This window comes from Stenotrophomonas africana (assembly GCF_013004645.1).
Lineage (GTDB): Bacteria > Pseudomonadota > Gammaproteobacteria > Xanthomonadales > Xanthomonadaceae > Stenotrophomonas > Stenotrophomonas africana.
The window spans coordinates 40689-56403 of the sequence record NZ_JABEME010000006.1 but is presented as its reverse complement, the minus strand read 5'-3'; the positions used below and the strand labels follow the sequence as shown (position 1 = coordinate 56403).

The following is a 15715-nucleotide window of genomic DNA, read 5'->3' as shown; positions in this document are numbered from 1 at the left end:
GCTGGCCCCTCGGCCCGCAAGGCTGGCAGCCTGCTGTGCAGCCCCCCCCCTACTTCAACCGCTCCACCAACCGCTGCCCCACCTCCAGCGCCGACGCCGGGTTCTGCCCGGTAATCAGCTCGCGGTCCACCACCACATGCCCGGTCCACGGCGTGGTGTTGCTGCTGAACGTCGCACCCGCCCGCTGCAGCGCGGTTTGCGGGTAGAACTTCATCTCACCGCCACCCAGCAGCGGCTTGGCCTGCGCTTCTTCCTGGTTGCTGATCACCGTCATCTGGTAGCCGCTGTAGATCCACTTCGGCGTGGCCGGCGTCGCACCCGCCTCCAGCTTCGCCACGAAACCCGCCGCATCCGGCAGCGTGGACAGCAGCGCGATCGGCCCGTGGCAGACCAGTGCGGTGGTCTTGTTGCGCTGGTGGAAGTCGGCCAGCAGCCGGCCCAGCGCCGGGCTCTTCAGCAGGTCCTGCATCGGCGCGTGGCCACCGGGAATGTAGACCGCATCGAAACGCGCGTAACCCTGCTGCTCGACGCGCGCCAGGCTGACCACCGGCGAGGCCGTCGGCGAGGTCAACGCCAGTTTCTCCAGCAGGTCCTTGTGCAGCGTCAGCTGCGCGGCATCGTTGCCGAAGTACGCCGGCGTCACCGAGGACGCATCCACCGTCGGCGCCCGCCCGTGCGGCGTGGCGAAGGTTACCTCGTGGCCGGCGTCCAGCAGCAGCTTGACCGGCTGCATCAGCTCGTTGAGATAGAAGCCGGTGGACAGCACCTTGCCGTCCTTCAGGTCCAGGTGGCTTTCGTCGGACAGCACCACCAGCACGTTGGCGGCATGCGCGCCGGTTGCGGCCAGGGTCAGGGCCAGCGCTGCGGCCAGCCGGGTCATCAGGTTCATGAGGAGCTCCTATCGGGGAATGGCGGCCACTTTATTCATCGCCACAGCGGCGATAAATTGGCCCAATCGCAAAACATCTGTTCCCCGGAGAGCCAAATGAGCCGCAAGTTCGACTACTTGGGCGATGTGGAGGTGTTCCTGGCGGTGGTCGAGCACGGCTCGTTCACGGCCGGCGCGGTGGCGCTGTCCACCACACCCTCGGTGCTGAGCCGCGCGGTCACCCGCCTGGAAGCGCGGCTGGGCCGACAGCTGCTGCAGCGGACCACCCGCCGCGTGGGCCTGACCGACGCCGGGCGGCTCTATCTGGAACAGGTGCGCACCGCCTTCGGCCTGCTGGACGACGCCGAGCGCGACGTACTGGCCCAGGACGGTGCGCTGGCCGGCCGCGTGCGCCTGAGCGTGCCCACCACCTATGGCCACTACCGGCTGCCGCCCGTGCTGGCGCGCTTTGCGCAGCAGTACCCGCAGGTGCAGGTGGAACTGAACATCACCAACCGCAACGTGGACCTGGTGGCCGAGGGCTTCGACCTGGCCATCCGCCTGGGCCAGCTGCCGGACAGCGGGCTGGTGGGGCGGAAGCTGGAGGATGCGCCTTTGGTGCTGGTGGCCGCGCCGGACTACCTGCAGCGCCGCGGCACGCCGCAGACGCTGGACGATCTGCAGCAGCACCTGTGCCTGCCGTTCGTGATGCCGCGCACCGGGCGGCTGGCGCCGTGGATCTTCCGCGACGACGGGCGCGACGTGGACTGGCTGCCGCGTTCGTCCATCGAGACCTCCGACGATGTGCTGGGTGTGGTGTCGCTGGCCGAACAGGGCATTGGGATTTGCCAGAGTTACGAGTTTATCGTGCGCGAGCGGTTGCTGCGTGGGCAGCTGGTGGAAGTGCTGCCGCAGCTGCGGGGGCGGTCGCGGCCGTTCTCGGTGATCTATGCGCCGCATCGGCGGCAGTCGGCGGCGGCACGGGCGATGATTGAGTTGCTGGTGGGGAATGCGGCGGTGGTTGGGCACGGCGTGAGTTGAGGCTGCGATGCTCACTGGCCGTGTCGGGTTTGAACCGATTTTCGGACCACGCGGCTGATCCGGCGCCGCTCCCCGCCGAGGCCGACTAAGAACTGTTGCAAAGAAGGCCATCTCACTATTCGCTTGCGACATAGGCGATTGCGCCACTTTGATTCGCAATCAACATAGCGACTGCGCGAATGCGTCTCGTGGCGTCGCTTGCTGCACGAATGGCACGTGCAACAATAGTTCTTCGCTCTCGAATCGCGCGATTTCTTTGCGAATTTCAATTTGCATTCGAAGCGGCGGCGTAAACACCATGGCGCGCCACCGAAAACGGGTGGCCGGGTCTGCAAACCCGCATTGATGTACGCGTCTGTAGTTTGCGCTTGCCCGTCGGCACCGACCTTAACCGGTGCCGGCGGGCAATCCGTCGGCCTTTCTGGCGGGCGGTGCGTGGGGATCTTCGGATCCACCGGTTCTATGACGCTACATCATCCCGGTTTGCAGCCATGCATCGTCCGCCACCTCTTCACGGTGGCGCTGTTAAGCACAGCCACGGAAGCCGACGCCATGAACGAATCCGACACCTTCTCCTCGTACACCGTTGTTGAGCCCATCAACGACGACACTCCCCTGCCCGACCTGAACTCCCTGCTCGGCATCCTCGAGCGCATGCGCGGCTGCGAAGGCGCCGATGGACTGCCCTGGCCGGAGAACGACGTCTCACCCGGCCGCCGCGTGAGCCTGGCGAAGACCGAGCGCGCGTTGGTAGGGCTGCTGACGGTGCTGGAACTACTGCACGCCGCCGACCGCTGCCGGGTGGCAGCGGAGCCGGAGCGGCATTTGGATGAGGGGGTTGTGGATGGGCTGTTTCTGGCTTGCCGGGGGTTGGTTGAGTGGGCTTGCCGGGAGGTTAGGCCGGAGTGATCTTCAACGTCCCCGCTCACATCTGGGCCCACTGGCGAAGTCAGTGTCCACCATCTACCGGAAGTAGAAATCGCTTCTAGTAGCAGCGACTCACTCATCCAGACCTTGAGCTGTCCAACTTCTTAAAGCAGAACTAGCCGCCCAATAGAACCAATCGATTCACTAAATAGATCTCAACTTGTCCAAGGAAGCTTCACTTAGGAACAACTGCAACTACGGCCGCTAGAGCGCCAGTGGTTACGCTTGCTGCGACGCTGGCTATGAGATCTTTTGTTACATCTTTGATATCTGAATAGAGCGACGAGTCCTTCCTTCGCACTATTTCCAACGCAAGCTGAACAGAAGGATCGTTTGCCGCCGTCTTCCTCGAATGCGCCTTAACCAAGGTTGCGACTGCCGATTTTAGCTCTTCATCTGCCGCGCGGTATGAAGAAAGCGCCTCCAGAACGGAAGCTGGAGATGAAGCACAGCTAAGGCTTTTCCCCACCAAGGACTGCAGCATGCTGACCTGATTCTCTAAACTGACAATCCTATCCGCTGTCTGGATGCGCGCAAACTCCAGCATGTCCTGCGTCATCTTAAGCTCCAGCGCAGTTAGCTGAAGCTTGTTATTCAGTTCCATCACATGGACAGGATTCGTCAAGAACTGATCAGGTCGCATCTCCCCTCTTAACATCGCCCCATATTCATCCATTGTCTCAAGCACGCGCTCCTGCTCTCCACTGGGAGTAACGACGAGCATCGAAACAGTCGACCCACTCTGTTCAATTGTCACCTCAACCGGAATTCCGGGGTACTTCTGACCAATGATTCTAGAGAAATTCGCGAGAATTGAAATTCCAGCCTGGGCATACTCCGGCTCAAACGTAATGGTACGTCTTATACGAGCATTTCCGTCATCATCATATATGATGTCCACGCACACATCGACGCATTCGTCGCAAACGAATACTGAGGGTCCTGCGATTAGCTTTACGACCTCATGCTGACTCTTTCCACAAAAGCTGCAGTAGAGAACTGATGATGAATCCGCATTATTCATTAGCAATCCACCCAGGAATCTCATTCGTTAGTGTAATTTTCCAGCCCCCTCCCAAAAAAAACTTCGGGAGCGCGACACAGCCATAATTTTTGATGGCTGGAGAGAAATATGATGCCAGCCAAAAAATGCATCTTCTTACTATACCAAGGGCGCCATCACTCCAAGCCAAGCTCAAATTACGTCGAGAGAAGCCCTCAACTCCTTTAGCACCTCAGCTGACTCACTCACCATCGCCTCACTTACCACCGGGTCTGCACCGTGAATGATCGAGTTTCGCAGCGTAATAAGTGCGCGCAAACGCTGAAACAAACCCTCGTCAATCCACTGATTTCTAAAGAGTATTTCCGCCAACCTAGCATTAGATGTTCGATTCACCATCTTTTCAGGGTATGCAGCAATACTGACGCGACTTGAGTATCCGTAGTTTCTGAGAATTTCCTCAATCTGATTGTAGTTCCGGAGAAAATCCTCGAGACCACCCTTTCTCGACACCCCATGACTTGGGTCAACCTGATCCTGAAGCGTGCGACTTATTCGCTTTATGCGGCCCGGAGAAACAACATCAAAAATGAAATATGCGATCGCCAACATAGTCGTCGCGAAGAAGCTCTGCCCGGAATTTATAATCAGCACTTTAACAAAAGACTGCTGAAGCGCCTCACTCGCCATAGCCAAATTTGAGAGAGCAAAGGTAAGAAGAGCGAGGACTGTGATAAAAGAAAGCAGGATGAAGTATCTTTTCTTCAGCTCCCCAACCGCCTCGCCAAGAGTTTCATCCTCAAACTCCTCCCGACTTAGTTCGTTGCTAAAGAAGACAAACCCGGTCAAGGTAAGCCCGTAGATCGCAGCAAGAACCTGCGCAGTGGTTGAGAATATATAAAGAACTTGATTCTCATTTAGATAGAATACACTCGACCTCCACCCCTGCAGGCTCGTTACCACCGATAGAGAAAAAGCCATTACTGAAAGTATGGCGATCAAAGTTGATGGCGAGAGTTCTTTTCTCATAAAAATCCTGACTTCCCAGTCACGCGCGCGACACGATTCGAGAAATAAACAGCCAAAGAACACAGTAGTGATCAATCAGCCCTACGATCCTACGGCCACGGCAATTGGCCAGCAAGACTTACCCCAATCTCGCAAGCGAAAGAGCGCGCCAGCGAAATGACCTTACTCACTTGGGCGCACTAAACCCTCTATAAGCCTTCCAACGATAAGCTTGGATCAGATGCAATACAACAAGGGCGCCTCTCGGCGCCCTTGTTCTTTCAACTCATTCCCACTCAATAGTAGCCGGCGGCTTTCCCGAGATGTCATAAACCACCCTCGACACCCCCCGCAACTCATTGATGATCCGGTTGCTCACCGTCCCAAGGAACTCATACGGCAGATGCGCCCAATGCGCGGTCATGAAGTCGATGGTTTCGACCGCCCGCAACGCAATCACCCACTCATAAGCCCGCGCATCACCCACCACGCCCACCGACTTCACCGGCAGGAACACGGCAAACGCCTGGCTGGTCTTGTCGTACAGGTCCGCCTTGCGCAGCTCATCAATGAAGATGGCGTCGGCCTTGGCCAGCAGCTCGGCGTATTCGCGCTTCACTTCGCCCAGAATACGCACGCCCAGGCCCGGGCCCGGGAACGGATGGCGGTAGACCATGGTGCGCGGCAGGCCGAGTTCGACGCCCAGGCGGCGCACTTCGTCCTTGAACAGCTCGCGCAGCGGCTCCACCAGGCCCAGCTTCATGTGCTCCGGCAGGCCGCCCACGTTGTGGTGGCTCTTGATCACATGCGCCTTGCCGGTCTTGCTGCCGGCCGACTCGATCACGTCCGGGTAGATGGTGCCCTGCGCCAGCCACTTGGCGTTCTTCAGCTTGTTCGACTCTTCGTCGAAGATCTCAACGAACAGGTTGCCGATGATCTTGCGCTTGGCTTCCGGGTCGCTCACGCCTTCCAGCGCAGCGAAGTAACGGTCGGCGGCATTCACGCGAACGACCTTTACGCCCATGTGCTCGGCGAACATCGCCATCACCTGGTCGCCTTCCTGCCATCGCAGCAGGCCGGTATCCACGAACACGCAGGTCAGCTTCTCGCCGATGGCCTTATGCAGCAGCGCGGCCACGACGGACGAATCGACGCCGCCGGACAGGCCCAGGATCACTTCGTCATCGCCTACCTGTTCGCGCACGCGGGCGATCTGGTCGTCGATGATGTTGGCGGCGGTCCACAGGGTCTGGCAGCCGCACACATCCACCACGAAGCGGCGCAGCAGCGCCTGGCCCTGCAGGGTGTGGGTCACTTCCGGGTGGAACTGCACGCCGTACCAGCGCTTTTCTTCGTTGGCCATGGCGGCCACCGGAATGCGGTCGGTGGTGGCGGTGATGGTGAAGCCCGGCGGTGCAACGGAGACGTGGTCGCCGTGGCTCATCCAGACATTCAGCTTCGGCTCGCCGCCGTGGTCGCTCAGGCCCTTGAACAGTGCATCCGGGTTGATCACGTTCACTTCGGCGTGGCCGAACTCGCGCTGGTCAGCGGCTTCGGTGGCACCGCCCAGCTGCGCGGCCAGGGTCTGCATGCCGTAGCAGATGCCGAAGATCGGCAGGCCGCTGTCGAACACTTCCTGCGGCGCGGCCGGCGCACCCGGCAGTGTGGTCGATTCCGGGCCGCCGGACAGGATGATGCCCTTGGCACCGAACGCCGCGATCTCGGCCGGGTTGTGGTCCCACGCCCAGATTTCGCAGTAGACGCCCAGCTCGCGGATGCGGCGGGCGATCAGCTGCGTGTACTGCGCGCCGAAATCGAGGATGAGGATCTTGTCGTTATGGATGTTGGTCATGGCGCCCCGGCAATGCAGTAGGGAAAACGAAATCAGATTTACGGCGGCAGATGGAGAAAGAGGAACGGGAAGTGCTCCCCCGTTCCTCTTTGCTCGGCCCGCATCAGGCGCGGTAGTTCGGCGGCTCTTTGGTGATGGTCACGTCGTGGACGTGGCTCTCACGCTGGCCGGCGCCGCTGATCTTCACGAACTTGGGCTTGCTGCGCATGTCTTCGATGGTGGCGCAGCCCACGTAGCCCATGGTGGCGCGCAGGCCGCCCATCAGCTGGTGGATGATGCCGCCCACCGGGCCGCGGTACGGCACGCGGCCTTCGATGCCTTCCGGCACCAGCTTGTCGGCAGTGGCGGCGTCCTGGAAGTAGCGGTCCTTCGACCCCTTCTCCATGGCAGCCAGCGAACCCATGCCGCGGTAGCTCTTGTACGAACGGCCCTGGTACAGCTCGGTCTCGCCCGGCGATTCCTCGGTACCTGCCAGCAGGCCGCCGACCATGATGGTCGAGGCACCGGCGGCCAGCGCCTTGCCGATGTCGCCCGAGTAGCGGATGCCACCGTCGGCGATCAGCGGGATGCGGTCCTGCAGGGCTTCGGCCACCAGGTCAATCGCGGTGACCTGCGGCACGCCGACGCCGGCGACGACGCGGGTGGTGCAGATCGAGCCCGGGCCGATGCCGACCTTCACTGCGTCCGCGCCGCTGTCCAGCAGCGCCAGTGCGGCTTCGCCGGTGCAGATGTTGCCACCGATGACCTGCACGTTCGGGAAGTTCTTCTTGACCCAGCTGACGCGGTCCAGCACGCCCTGCGAGTGGCCGTGCGCGGTATCGACCACGATCACGTCCACGCCGGCGGCGACCAGCGCTTCCACGCGGCGATCGGTATCGCCACCCACGCCGACGGCGGCGCCGACCAGCAGGCGGGTCGACAGATCCTTGGCAGCGTTCGGGAAGTCGGTGTTCTTCTGGATGTCCTTGACTGTGATCAGGCCACGCAGTTCGAACGAATCGTTGACCACCAGCACCTTTTCGATGCGGTTGCGGTGCAGCAGCTGCAGCACTTCGTCGGACGCGGCGCCTTCCTTGACCGTGATCAGGCGATCCTTCTTGGTCATGATGTGGCGGACCGGATCATCCAGCTCGGTCTCGAAGCGCATGTCGCGGTGGGTCACGATGCCGGCCAGCAGGCCGTCGCTGCCCACCACCGGCACGCCGGAGATGTTGTGCGCCTGGGTCAGGGCCAGCACGTCGCGGATGGTGGTTTCCGGGCCGACGGTGATCGGGTCGCGGATGACACCGGCCTCGAACTTCTTGACCTTGGCCACTTCCGCGGCCTGCTGTTCCAGGCTGAGATTCTTGTGGATGATGCCCATGCCGCCGAGCTGGGCCATGGCGATGGCCAGGCGGGCTTCGGTGACGGTATCCATGGCTGCGGACAGGATCGGAAGCTTCAGCTTCAGGTCGCGAGTCAACCGCGTTTCGAGGTTGACGTCCTTGGGCAGGATGGTCGAGTGGGCGGGGACGAGCGAGACGTCGTCGTAAGTGAGTGCTTCAGCCTGGATGCGCAGCATCGGCATACCCGAGATGTGGGGAAGCGCGACATTTTACCCTGTTTTCGCGCCGCGTGGCAGGGGGTAGATGCGACGCAGTGTCGCGCGGGCGGCGATTGGTTCAGGGGGCCATCCGGGTCAGCGGCATACTGCCTTTGGTGGGTGCGGACCGTTGGTCCGCACTGCCCTTCAGACACCTGTGCCCCTGCATTGTGCCGACCAACGGTCGGCACCCACCTTAAGAGGATCACTCGGGCCAGCCCTGGAACCGCCTTTGGTAGGTGCCAACCTTGGTTGGCACGATCCGTCCGGCACCGGCACCCCAGATGGGCCGATGGTTCCGATGGATGTGTGCCAACCAAGGTTGGCACCTACCAGGAGCGGATCATGCAGGGCATCCAAGCCACCCGGCATTTGCCTTGGGTGGGTGCCAACCTTGGTTGGCACGATCCGTCCGGCACCGGCACTCCAGATGGGCCGATGGCCCTGATGGATGTGTGCCAACCAAGGTTGGCACCTACCAGGAGCGGGTCATCGGCCTGCCCCGGCATTGTGCCGACCAACGGTCGGCACCCACCAACAGCAGATCTCCCCAATCGCAGGTCAGCTCAGCGCTTCTGCCGCTTCCAGCGTGTTCTGCATCAACGTGGCCACGGTCATCGGGCCCACGCCACCCGGCACTGGGGTGATCCAGCTGGCCCGCTGGGCCGCCGCTTCAAACCCGACATCGCCCACCAGGCGTCCGTCATCCAACCGGTTGATGCCCACGTCGATCACTACCGCGCCCGGCTTCACCCACTCGCCCGGCACGATGCCCGGGCGGCCCACCGCCACCACCAGGATGTCGGCGTTGCGCACGGCCTGTTCCAGCACGTCCTTGGGGGTGAACTTGTGGCAGCTGGTCACGGTGCAGCCGGCGATCAGCAGCTCCAGGCCCATCGGGCGGCCGACGTGGTTGCTCACGCCGACGATGGTGGCATTGCGGCCGCGCACCGGCTGGTCGGTGTGGCCCAGCAGCGTGGTGATGCCGCGCGGGGTGCACGGGCGCAGGCCGAACTCGCGCAGGGCCAGGTGGCCGACGTTTTCCGGGTGGAAACCGTCCACGTCCTTGCGCGGGTCGATGCGCTGGATCAGCCGGCGTGCGTCGGGGATGCCCGGCAGCGGCAGCTGGATCAGGATGCCGTTGATCTTCGGATCGGCGTTGAGCTGGTCGATCAGGTCCAGCAGCTCGGCTTCGGTGGTACCGGCCGGCAGATCGTAGTCATGCGCTTCGATGCCGACCTTCTCGGCGGCACGGCGCTTGTTGCGCACGTACACCGTCGAGGCCGGGTCGCCACCGACCAGCACCACGGCCAGGCCCGGGCGGCTGCCGCCGGCGGCCACGCGGGCGTCGACGCGCACCTTCAGGCTGTCGAGCAGGTCCTCGGCGATGCGGCGGCCATCAAGGATGCGGGCAGGAAGCTGGGGGGCGGAATCGGTCATCGGGAGCGGGCGTGGGGCGGCGGGGACGCTATTGTCCCCGATTCAGGCCCCCTCGCCCACCGCCACGGCACCGACCGACCCGCCCCTGTAGAGCCGAGCCTACGCTCGGCTCACGCGCGCAGCGGGGGGGGGCCATCGCAATTTGGCCGAAGAGCAGCCGAGCATGGGCTCGGCTTTACTCTTCCTCTTCCGGCACGTCCTGCGGATTCAACGTCTTGCTTGCCCGCTTCGGCGCGGTAAACGGCGTCGGTGTCGGTACGCCCTGCGGGCTGTTGCCGTAGATCATCCGCGCGCCGGCATTCAAGCCACCACCAGCAATCTCCAGCTCGAAGCGCTCGGCGTCGCGGCGGCGGATCTGTTCGGCAATCTCCACCGCGTCGTCCTCATCCGCACCCAGTTCCACCAGCGCGGCCTGGCCAAACAGCACTGCCGATTCGAAGGTCTCGCGGATCTGGAAATCGACACCGGCATGGATCAGCCGCAGCGAATGCTCGCGGTCGAACGAGCGCACCATCAGCTTGGCCTGCGGGAACTCATGCGCCACCAGTTCAACAATGCGATCGGCGGCTTCAGCCTTGTCCACGCACACCGCAATCGCACGTGCTGTGGCCGCACCCGAAGCATGCAGCACGTCCAGTCGCGTGCCGTCGCCGTAGTAGATCTTGAAGCCGAAGCGCGCTGCGCTCTGGATCATCTCCACATCGTTGTCGATGATGGTCACGTCTACGTCGCGCGCCAGCAGCGACTGGCTGGCGACCTGGCCGAAGCGGCCGAAGCCGATCAGCAGCACGCTGCCGGACAGGCCCTCGGCCTCGTCCACGCCGTCCATGTTCACCGTCGGCTTCGGTGCGATGCGCCTGTAGACCAGCACCACCAGCGGGGTCAGCGCCATCGACAGCACCACCACGGCGGTGAAGTTGGCATTGATCTCCAGATTGATCACGCCGGCCGATGCGGCAGCGGAGAACAGCACGAAAGCGAACTCGCCGCCCTGCGCCATCAGCACGCCGCGATCCAGCGCCTGCGCGTGGTCGCTGCCCATGATGCGCGCCACCACGTAGATGCACAGCGCCTTGGCCACCATCAACGCCAGCACCAGGCCGAGGATCAGCTGCCAGTTGCCAGCCACCACGCCCAGGTCCAGCGCCATGCCTACGCTGAGGAAGAACAGGCCGAGCAGGATGCCGCGGAACGGCTCGATGTCCGCTTCGATCTGGTGGCGGAAGGTCGATTCACTCAGCAGCACGCCTGCCAGGAACGCGCCCATCGCCATCGACAGGCCGGACAACTGCATCAGCAGCGCGGCACCCAGCACCACCAGCAGCGCGGCGGCGGTCATCACCTCGCGCGCCTTCGATTCGGCCAGCACGCGGAACAACGGATTGAGCAGGAAGCGGCCGACCAGCACCAGGCCGACGATGGCGCCCACGCCGATCGCCACCGACAGCCAGCGCGAACCCTCGCCGTCGCCACTGCCCGCGCTCGGGCCCATCCAGGCCACCAGCGCCAGCAACGGCACGATCAGCAGGTCTTCGAACAGCAGGATCGAAACGATCTTCTGCCCCGACGGCAGCGCGATGTCACCGCGCTCGGCCAGCAACTGCATCACCACTGCAGTGGAGGTGAGCACGAAGCCGGTGGCGCCGATGAAGGCCACCTGCCACGGCAGGCCGAACAGCTTGGCGATGCTGGTCAGTACCAGCGCACAGGTGACGATCTGCAGCGTGCCCAGCCCGAAGATTTCCTTGCGCAGGCTCCACAGGTGCGAGGGCCGCATTTCCAGGCCGATCACGAACAGGAACATCACCACGCCGAGCTCGGCGGTATGCAGGATGGCCTGCGGGTCGGAGAACCAGCCCAGCCCGAACGGTCCGATCGCCAGGCCAGCGGCGAAGTAGCCCAGCACCGAGCCCAGGCCGGCCCGGCGGAACAAAGGCACCATCACCACCGCCGCGCCCAACAGGGCCACGACCTTGACCAGCTCGCTGGTCGCTGCTTCTACCGCCATGCGGTGTTTTCCCCAAGATCCAGAATCGGGTTCAACAATAGAGCAATGCCGATGACGGCAATAGCACGCATGTTGCGCCGGATTGTCTTGGAGATGGAACGATGTAGGGAGCAACCCCCAGCATCATCCCGAAACCACGCACATGCTTGGGTAGGTGCCGTGATCTGTAGAGCCGAGCCCACGCTCGGCTGCTCTTCGTGCCGAGGCCAGAAACAGCCGAGCATAGGCTCGGCTCTACAGTAGATCCACGCCATGCGTGGATGAATCCCCGGCCAGCCTCACCCACCCCGGCAGAACGCGGCGTAATCGATATACCCGGGGAACGGCACGCCCGGCGCGCACACCGGGCAGTGCGGGTCCGGCCGGATGCCGGTCACGCGGAAGCGCATGCCCAGCGCATCGAAGCGCAGCAGGCGGCCGACCAGCGGCTCACCGATGCCCAGCAGCAGCTTCAGCACCTCGGTGGCCTGCAGCACGCCGGCCAGCCCGGGCAGCACGCCCAGCACACCGGCCTCGGAACAGTTCGGCGCAAACTCCGGCGGCGGCGGCTCGGGGAACAAACAGCGGTAGCACGGCGCCGCGCCACGCTGGCGGCCGGCGTCAAACACGCTTACCTGGCCATCGAAGCGCTCGATGGCGGCGTACACCAGCGGCTTGGCGTGCTTGATGCAGGCGTCGTTGAGCAGGTAGCGCAGCGGGAAATTGTCCGATCCATCCAGCACCACGTCCACGCCGTCCAGCAACGCATCCACGTTCTCGGACGTGACCCGCTCGGGAACGGCCTCGACCTCGATCGACGGGTTCAGCGCCAGCAGCCGCTCGCGTGCGGAATCGACCTTGAGCTGGCCCACGCTGGCTTCGGTATGCACGATCTGCCGGTGCAGGTTGCTGCGCTCCACGCGGTCATGGTCGGCGAAGCGCAGGTGCCCCACCCCAGCCGCAGCAAGGTAGAAGCCGGCCGGCGCGCCCAGGCCACCCGCGCCCAGCACCAGCACGCGCGACTGCTGCAGCCGGCGTTGGCCGACCTCGCCCACCTGCGGCAGCAGCAGGTGGCGCGAATAACGGTCGTAGAAATCGCGGTCGGCAGCGCTGGCCACCGGCTGCACCAGTGGCAGCGACTGCTCGCGCCAGGCCACGGTACCGCCCGTCACGGAAGCGACGCGGGTGTAGCCGGCCTCCAGCAGGAACTGCGCGGCATCGGCCGAGCGCTTGCCACTCTGGCAGATCAACAGGATTTCCTGGTCGTGCTTTGGCAGATGCGCGGCCGGGTCGGCCTGCAGCTCGTCCTTTGCCACGCCGCGCGCGCCCTCGGCCATGCCGCCGGCCCGCTCGTGCGCCTCGCGCACATCGATCAGCACCGCGCCATGGGCCAGGCGCTCGCGCGCCTGCGCGGGGGAAAGCTCTTGGATGCTCATGGCCGCATTATCGCGCAGACACCCTCGACGCGCCTTGCCCCGAACATGGCACCATGCGGGCGTTGCCCCCTGCATCCGGAACCACTGCATGCGCTCTGCCACCGAATTCTGGCGTGACCCGCGCATGCCCTTCGTCGAAAGCCGACGGGCGTGCGACAGCCGCGCCTGCCACCGCCCGCACAGCCATGACACCTTCTCGATCGGCGCGGTGGACGCCGGCAGCAGCGTGTTCACCGGCACCGCAGAAGGACCGCGCCTGCTGCAGCCCGGCAGCCTGGTCGGCGTACCCGCAGGCCGCGTGCATGCCTGCAACCCCCTGCCCGGCCATGTCTGGAGCTACCAGATGCTGCACCTGGATGCGCGCTGGATGGCCGAGGTGCGCGCCGAGTATGACGGCCTGACCGGACCCGACTGGCAGCAGGAGCCGATCCGGATTTCCAGCCATCGCCCGCGCTACCAGCAGTACTGCCAGCTCAACGAAACGCTGTTCTCCGACGATCCGGTCTGCGTCAAGGAAGCGGCCCTGATCGCGTTCGTCGGCGATCTGGATGAACACGATGGTGTAGCCGTCGCCGGCCCGCCTGAAGATGCCGCACTACAGCAGCGGGTGCAGCCGGTGATGGACGTTCTGCGCCAGCGGCTCGAACACACCCCGGCCCTGCAGGAGCTGGCATCGCTGGCAGGCATGAGCCGCTACCAGCTGATCCGTGCCTTCCGACGTGCCACGGGCCTGACGCCACACGCCTGGCAGATCGACCAGCGCATCCAGGAGGCCCGCCGGCGGCTGTGCGAAGGGCAGGCGCTGGCCGTGGTCGCACATGCGCTGGGCTTTGCCGATCAGAGCCATTTCCAGCGGGTCTTCAAGGCCCACGCTGGTGCTACCCCGGGCCAGTACCGGCGCTGAGCCTGCAATAACGTTCAATACCATCGCGCGGCGCATCCCCAGACTGGCGCCCCAGCCAGCCGCCGCCGGACCCGATGGAACAGTTCCTGGTCATCGCCACCGTACATTTTCTCGCCCTGCTCTCACCCGGCCCCGACTTCTTCCTCGTTGCACGCACCGCGATCACCTCGGGATGGCGCACTGCCAGTGGTGCCTGCGCAGGCATCGCCCTCGGCAATGGCGCCTTCATCGTGGCCGCTTTCACCGGAACGGCCATGCTGCGCCCAGGCAGCGCAGGGTTCATCGCGGTTCAGTTGGCGGGCTGCGGGTTCCTGCTGTACCTCGGCACGCTGTTTCTGCGCCATGCGGGTTCGACGACGTTGCAGACACCTGAAGCTGCCGCCGGATCGCGAGCGGGTGGTGCCCACGGATGGTGGAGGGCGGCTTGGCTGGGCGCCCTGTCTGCGCTGCTGAACCCGAAGAATGCGCTGTTCTACGCAACGTTGGCGGCAATGCTCAACGGTCCGCAGGCCAATGCCGCAACAAAATTCTTCTATGGCGCATGGATGTTCGGCATCGTCCTGCTATGGGATCTGCTGGTAGCCGCGCTGGTCGGCCACCCATGGGTGCTGGGTCGGTTCGCACGTGCCCTGCCCTGGCTGGAGCGGGCCGCGGGGCTCCTGATGATTGCACTGGCGTTATGGATCGTCGTGTCGCTGTGGGTGGGCTGATGCCGGCGATTCGCGCCTGTCGCAATGGCGTTCAATACCGCGCATTCACACCCGCCCACACTCTGCACTTTCTGTAGGTCAGTGGCAGGTTTACGTGCAGCAGTTCTTCATCGTCGCGGTGCTGTACGGCTTCGCCATGCTCCTGCCTGCGTCGAATCACGCGAAGATCCTGCGCACCGCGATGGGCGCGGGCGGGCACGCCGCCATGGCCGCATCATTCGGTATCGCCATCGGTACGGGCATCATCTGCGCCACGGCCTTCGTTGCGGCGGACATGCTGGGAAACCACGGCCTGTGGACGCTGGCGATGCAGTGCGCGGGCTGCCTGCTGCTGCTGCGCCTGGCGGGTATGTGCCTGCGCGACGCCGGCTTGGCCCCCTTCTCACCGCTTTCCCTTCAGATGCCTTGGGGCATGCGCGCCCGCTCCCCTTGGCCGCACGCCGAAGCAGGATGCCTGCTGGCGCTCGCCAGCAGCAGCAACTGGATGCTGCAGTTCGCGATTGCGGCCCTGGTTACCGGCCTCGTTGCCGACACTGGTACCCAGGCCGCTTACGTGGCCTGCCTGAGTGGCGTCGCGCTGTCGCTCGGCCTGCTGATGGCGTGGCTCGGCAGCCATCCGCGCCGGGCACAGGGGTGTTGCCGATTGCTTCCATGGCTGGAGCATGCCGCGGGCTTGCTGATCGGGGCGGTGTCGGTGGCGTACCTGGCAGGTGCACTGGGTACTACCCTGGTCTGGGCAAGCATCACGGGACTGGCGCGGCTGCCGGAATCGATCCCGGCAACAAGCCAGGTGCAACCGGCTTCAACATCGCGGCGCGGCCGAGGCACGCCATGCGCGTTGCCGCATTGCCGCGCACGTCGCGGCGGTCGCCCAGATCGAGATCTGTAGAGCCGAGCCCATGCTCGGCTGACGCACGCAGCGCGACTCGTCAATCCGCGAAAAGCAGCCGAGCATGG

The 15715-nt window shown here is 64.0% G+C and carries 12 protein-coding genes and 1 pseudogene; 5 read left to right on the top strand and 8 right to left on the bottom strand.

Annotated features, from left to right (window positions below):
• Positions 1-49 precede the first annotated feature (49 nt).
• On the bottom strand, positions 50-889 hold the full coding sequence (locus HLA98_RS12040; protein WP_057501458.1) for a type 1 glutamine amidotransferase domain-containing protein: 840 nt from the start codon (positions 887-889) through the stop codon (positions 50-52).
• Between the two features lie 96 nt (positions 890-985).
• On the opposite strand from HLA98_RS12040, the gene HLA98_RS12035 reads away from it, so the two are divergent.
• On the top strand, positions 986-1909 hold the full coding sequence (locus HLA98_RS12035; RefSeq protein WP_057501457.1) for a LysR family transcriptional regulator: 924 nt from the start codon (positions 986-988) through the stop codon (positions 1907-1909).
• 552 nt (positions 1910-2461) lie between these two features.
• Positions 2462-2818: a hypothetical protein gene (locus HLA98_RS12030; RefSeq protein ID WP_057501506.1), complete on the top strand. Its 357-nt coding sequence runs from the start codon at positions 2462-2464 to the stop codon at positions 2816-2818.
• A gap of 898 nt (positions 2819-3716) precedes the next feature.
• Here the strand turns inward: HLA98_RS12030 and HLA98_RS21255 are convergent.
• From HLA98_RS21255 to moeB, 7 genes and pseudogenes are all read right to left on the bottom strand, one after another.
• A pseudogene (locus tag HLA98_RS21255) lies at positions 3717-3860 on the bottom strand (ClpX C4-type zinc finger protein); the annotation flags it as partial.
• 171 nt (positions 3861-4031) lie between these two features.
• On the bottom strand, positions 4032-4868 hold the full coding sequence (locus HLA98_RS12020) for a hypothetical protein (protein ID WP_129550536.1): 837 nt from the start codon (positions 4866-4868) through the stop codon (positions 4032-4034).
• A 265-nt stretch (positions 4869-5133) separates the two neighbouring features.
• Positions 5134-6699 (bottom strand): glutamine-hydrolyzing GMP synthase, encoded by a 1566-nt coding sequence (gene guaA, locus HLA98_RS12015; RefSeq protein ID WP_005413109.1) that lies wholly within the window; start codon positions 6697-6699, stop codon positions 5134-5136.
• 103 nt (positions 6700-6802) lie between these two features.
• Positions 6803-8260, bottom strand: coding sequence for an IMP dehydrogenase (gene guaB / locus HLA98_RS12010; protein WP_005409308.1), 1458 nt, complete (start codon positions 8258-8260; stop codon positions 6803-6805).
• Between the two features lie 582 nt (positions 8261-8842).
• On the bottom strand, positions 8843-9721 hold the full coding sequence (folD, locus tag HLA98_RS12005) for a bifunctional methylenetetrahydrofolate dehydrogenase/methenyltetrahydrofolate cyclohydrolase FolD (protein ID WP_014036908.1): 879 nt from the start codon (positions 9719-9721) through the stop codon (positions 8843-8845).
• Between the two features lie 175 nt (positions 9722-9896).
• Entirely contained in the window at positions 9897-11729 is a 1833-nt protein-coding gene (locus HLA98_RS12000) for a monovalent cation:proton antiporter-2 (CPA2) family protein (protein WP_057500654.1), read from the bottom strand.
• 278 nt (positions 11730-12007) lie between these two features.
• Positions 12008-13144 carry a molybdopterin-synthase adenylyltransferase MoeB gene (moeB, locus tag HLA98_RS11995; RefSeq protein ID WP_057500653.1) on the bottom strand — a complete coding sequence of 379 codons (1137 nt, stop codon included), beginning with the start codon at positions 13142-13144 and terminating at the stop codon, positions 12008-12010.
• An 88-nt stretch (positions 13145-13232) separates the two neighbouring features.
• Here moeB and HLA98_RS11990 point away from each other — a divergent pair, with 88 nt between their 5' ends.
• From HLA98_RS11990 to HLA98_RS11980, 3 genes are all read left to right on the top strand, one after another.
• Positions 13233-14048, top strand: a complete 816-nt coding sequence (locus HLA98_RS11990; RefSeq protein WP_057500652.1) for a helix-turn-helix domain-containing protein — start codon at positions 13233-13235, stop codon at positions 14046-14048.
• Positions 14049-14122: 74 nt separating this feature from the next.
• The gene (locus HLA98_RS11985; RefSeq protein ID WP_057500651.1) at positions 14123-14758 is read left to right on the top strand and encodes a LysE family translocator; all 636 of its coding nucleotides are present in this window, start codon (positions 14123-14125) and stop codon (positions 14756-14758) included.
• 94 nt (positions 14759-14852) lie between these two features.
• The gene (locus tag HLA98_RS11980; RefSeq protein WP_057500650.1) at positions 14853-15647 is read left to right on the top strand and encodes a hypothetical protein; all 795 of its coding nucleotides are present in this window, start codon (positions 14853-14855) and stop codon (positions 15645-15647) included.
• Positions 15648-15715 lie beyond the last annotated feature (68 nt).

What these genes read in the sequence shown, in the direction of transcription:
- HLA98_RS12040 (WP_057501458.1), bottom strand. Translation starts at nt 889, where the DNA reads ATGAACCTGATGACCCGGCTGGCCGCAGCGCTGGCCCTGACCCTGGCC.
- HLA98_RS12035 (WP_057501457.1), top strand. Translation starts at nt 986, where the DNA reads ATGAGCCGCAAGTTCGACTACTTGGGCGATGTGGAGGTGTTCCTGGCG.
- HLA98_RS12030 (WP_057501506.1), top strand. Translation starts at nt 2,462, where the DNA reads ATGAACGAATCCGACACCTTCTCCTCGTACACCGTTGTTGAGCCCATC.
- HLA98_RS12020 (WP_129550536.1), bottom strand. Translation starts at nt 4,868, where the DNA reads ATGAGAAAAGAACTCTCGCCATCAACTTTGATCGCCATACTTTCAGTA.
- guaA (WP_005413109.1), bottom strand. Translation starts at nt 6,699, where the DNA reads ATGACCAACATCCATAACGACAAGATCCTCATCCTCGATTTCGGCGCG.
- guaB (WP_005409308.1), bottom strand. Translation starts at nt 8,260, where the DNA reads ATGCTGCGCATCCAGGCTGAAGCACTCACTTACGACGACGTCTCGCTC.
- folD (WP_014036908.1), bottom strand. Translation starts at nt 9,721, where the DNA reads ATGACCGATTCCGCCCCCCAGCTTCCTGCCCGCATCCTTGATGGCCGC.
- HLA98_RS12000 (WP_057500654.1), bottom strand. Translation starts at nt 11,729, where the DNA reads ATGGCGGTAGAAGCAGCGACCAGCGAGCTGGTCAAGGTCGTGGCCCTG.
- moeB (WP_057500653.1), bottom strand. Translation starts at nt 13,144, where the DNA reads ATGAGCATCCAAGAGCTTTCCCCCGCGCAGGCGCGCGAGCGCCTGGCC.
- HLA98_RS11990 (WP_057500652.1), top strand. Translation starts at nt 13,233, where the DNA reads ATGCGCTCTGCCACCGAATTCTGGCGTGACCCGCGCATGCCCTTCGTC.
- HLA98_RS11985 (WP_057500651.1), top strand. Translation starts at nt 14,123, where the DNA reads ATGGAACAGTTCCTGGTCATCGCCACCGTACATTTTCTCGCCCTGCTC.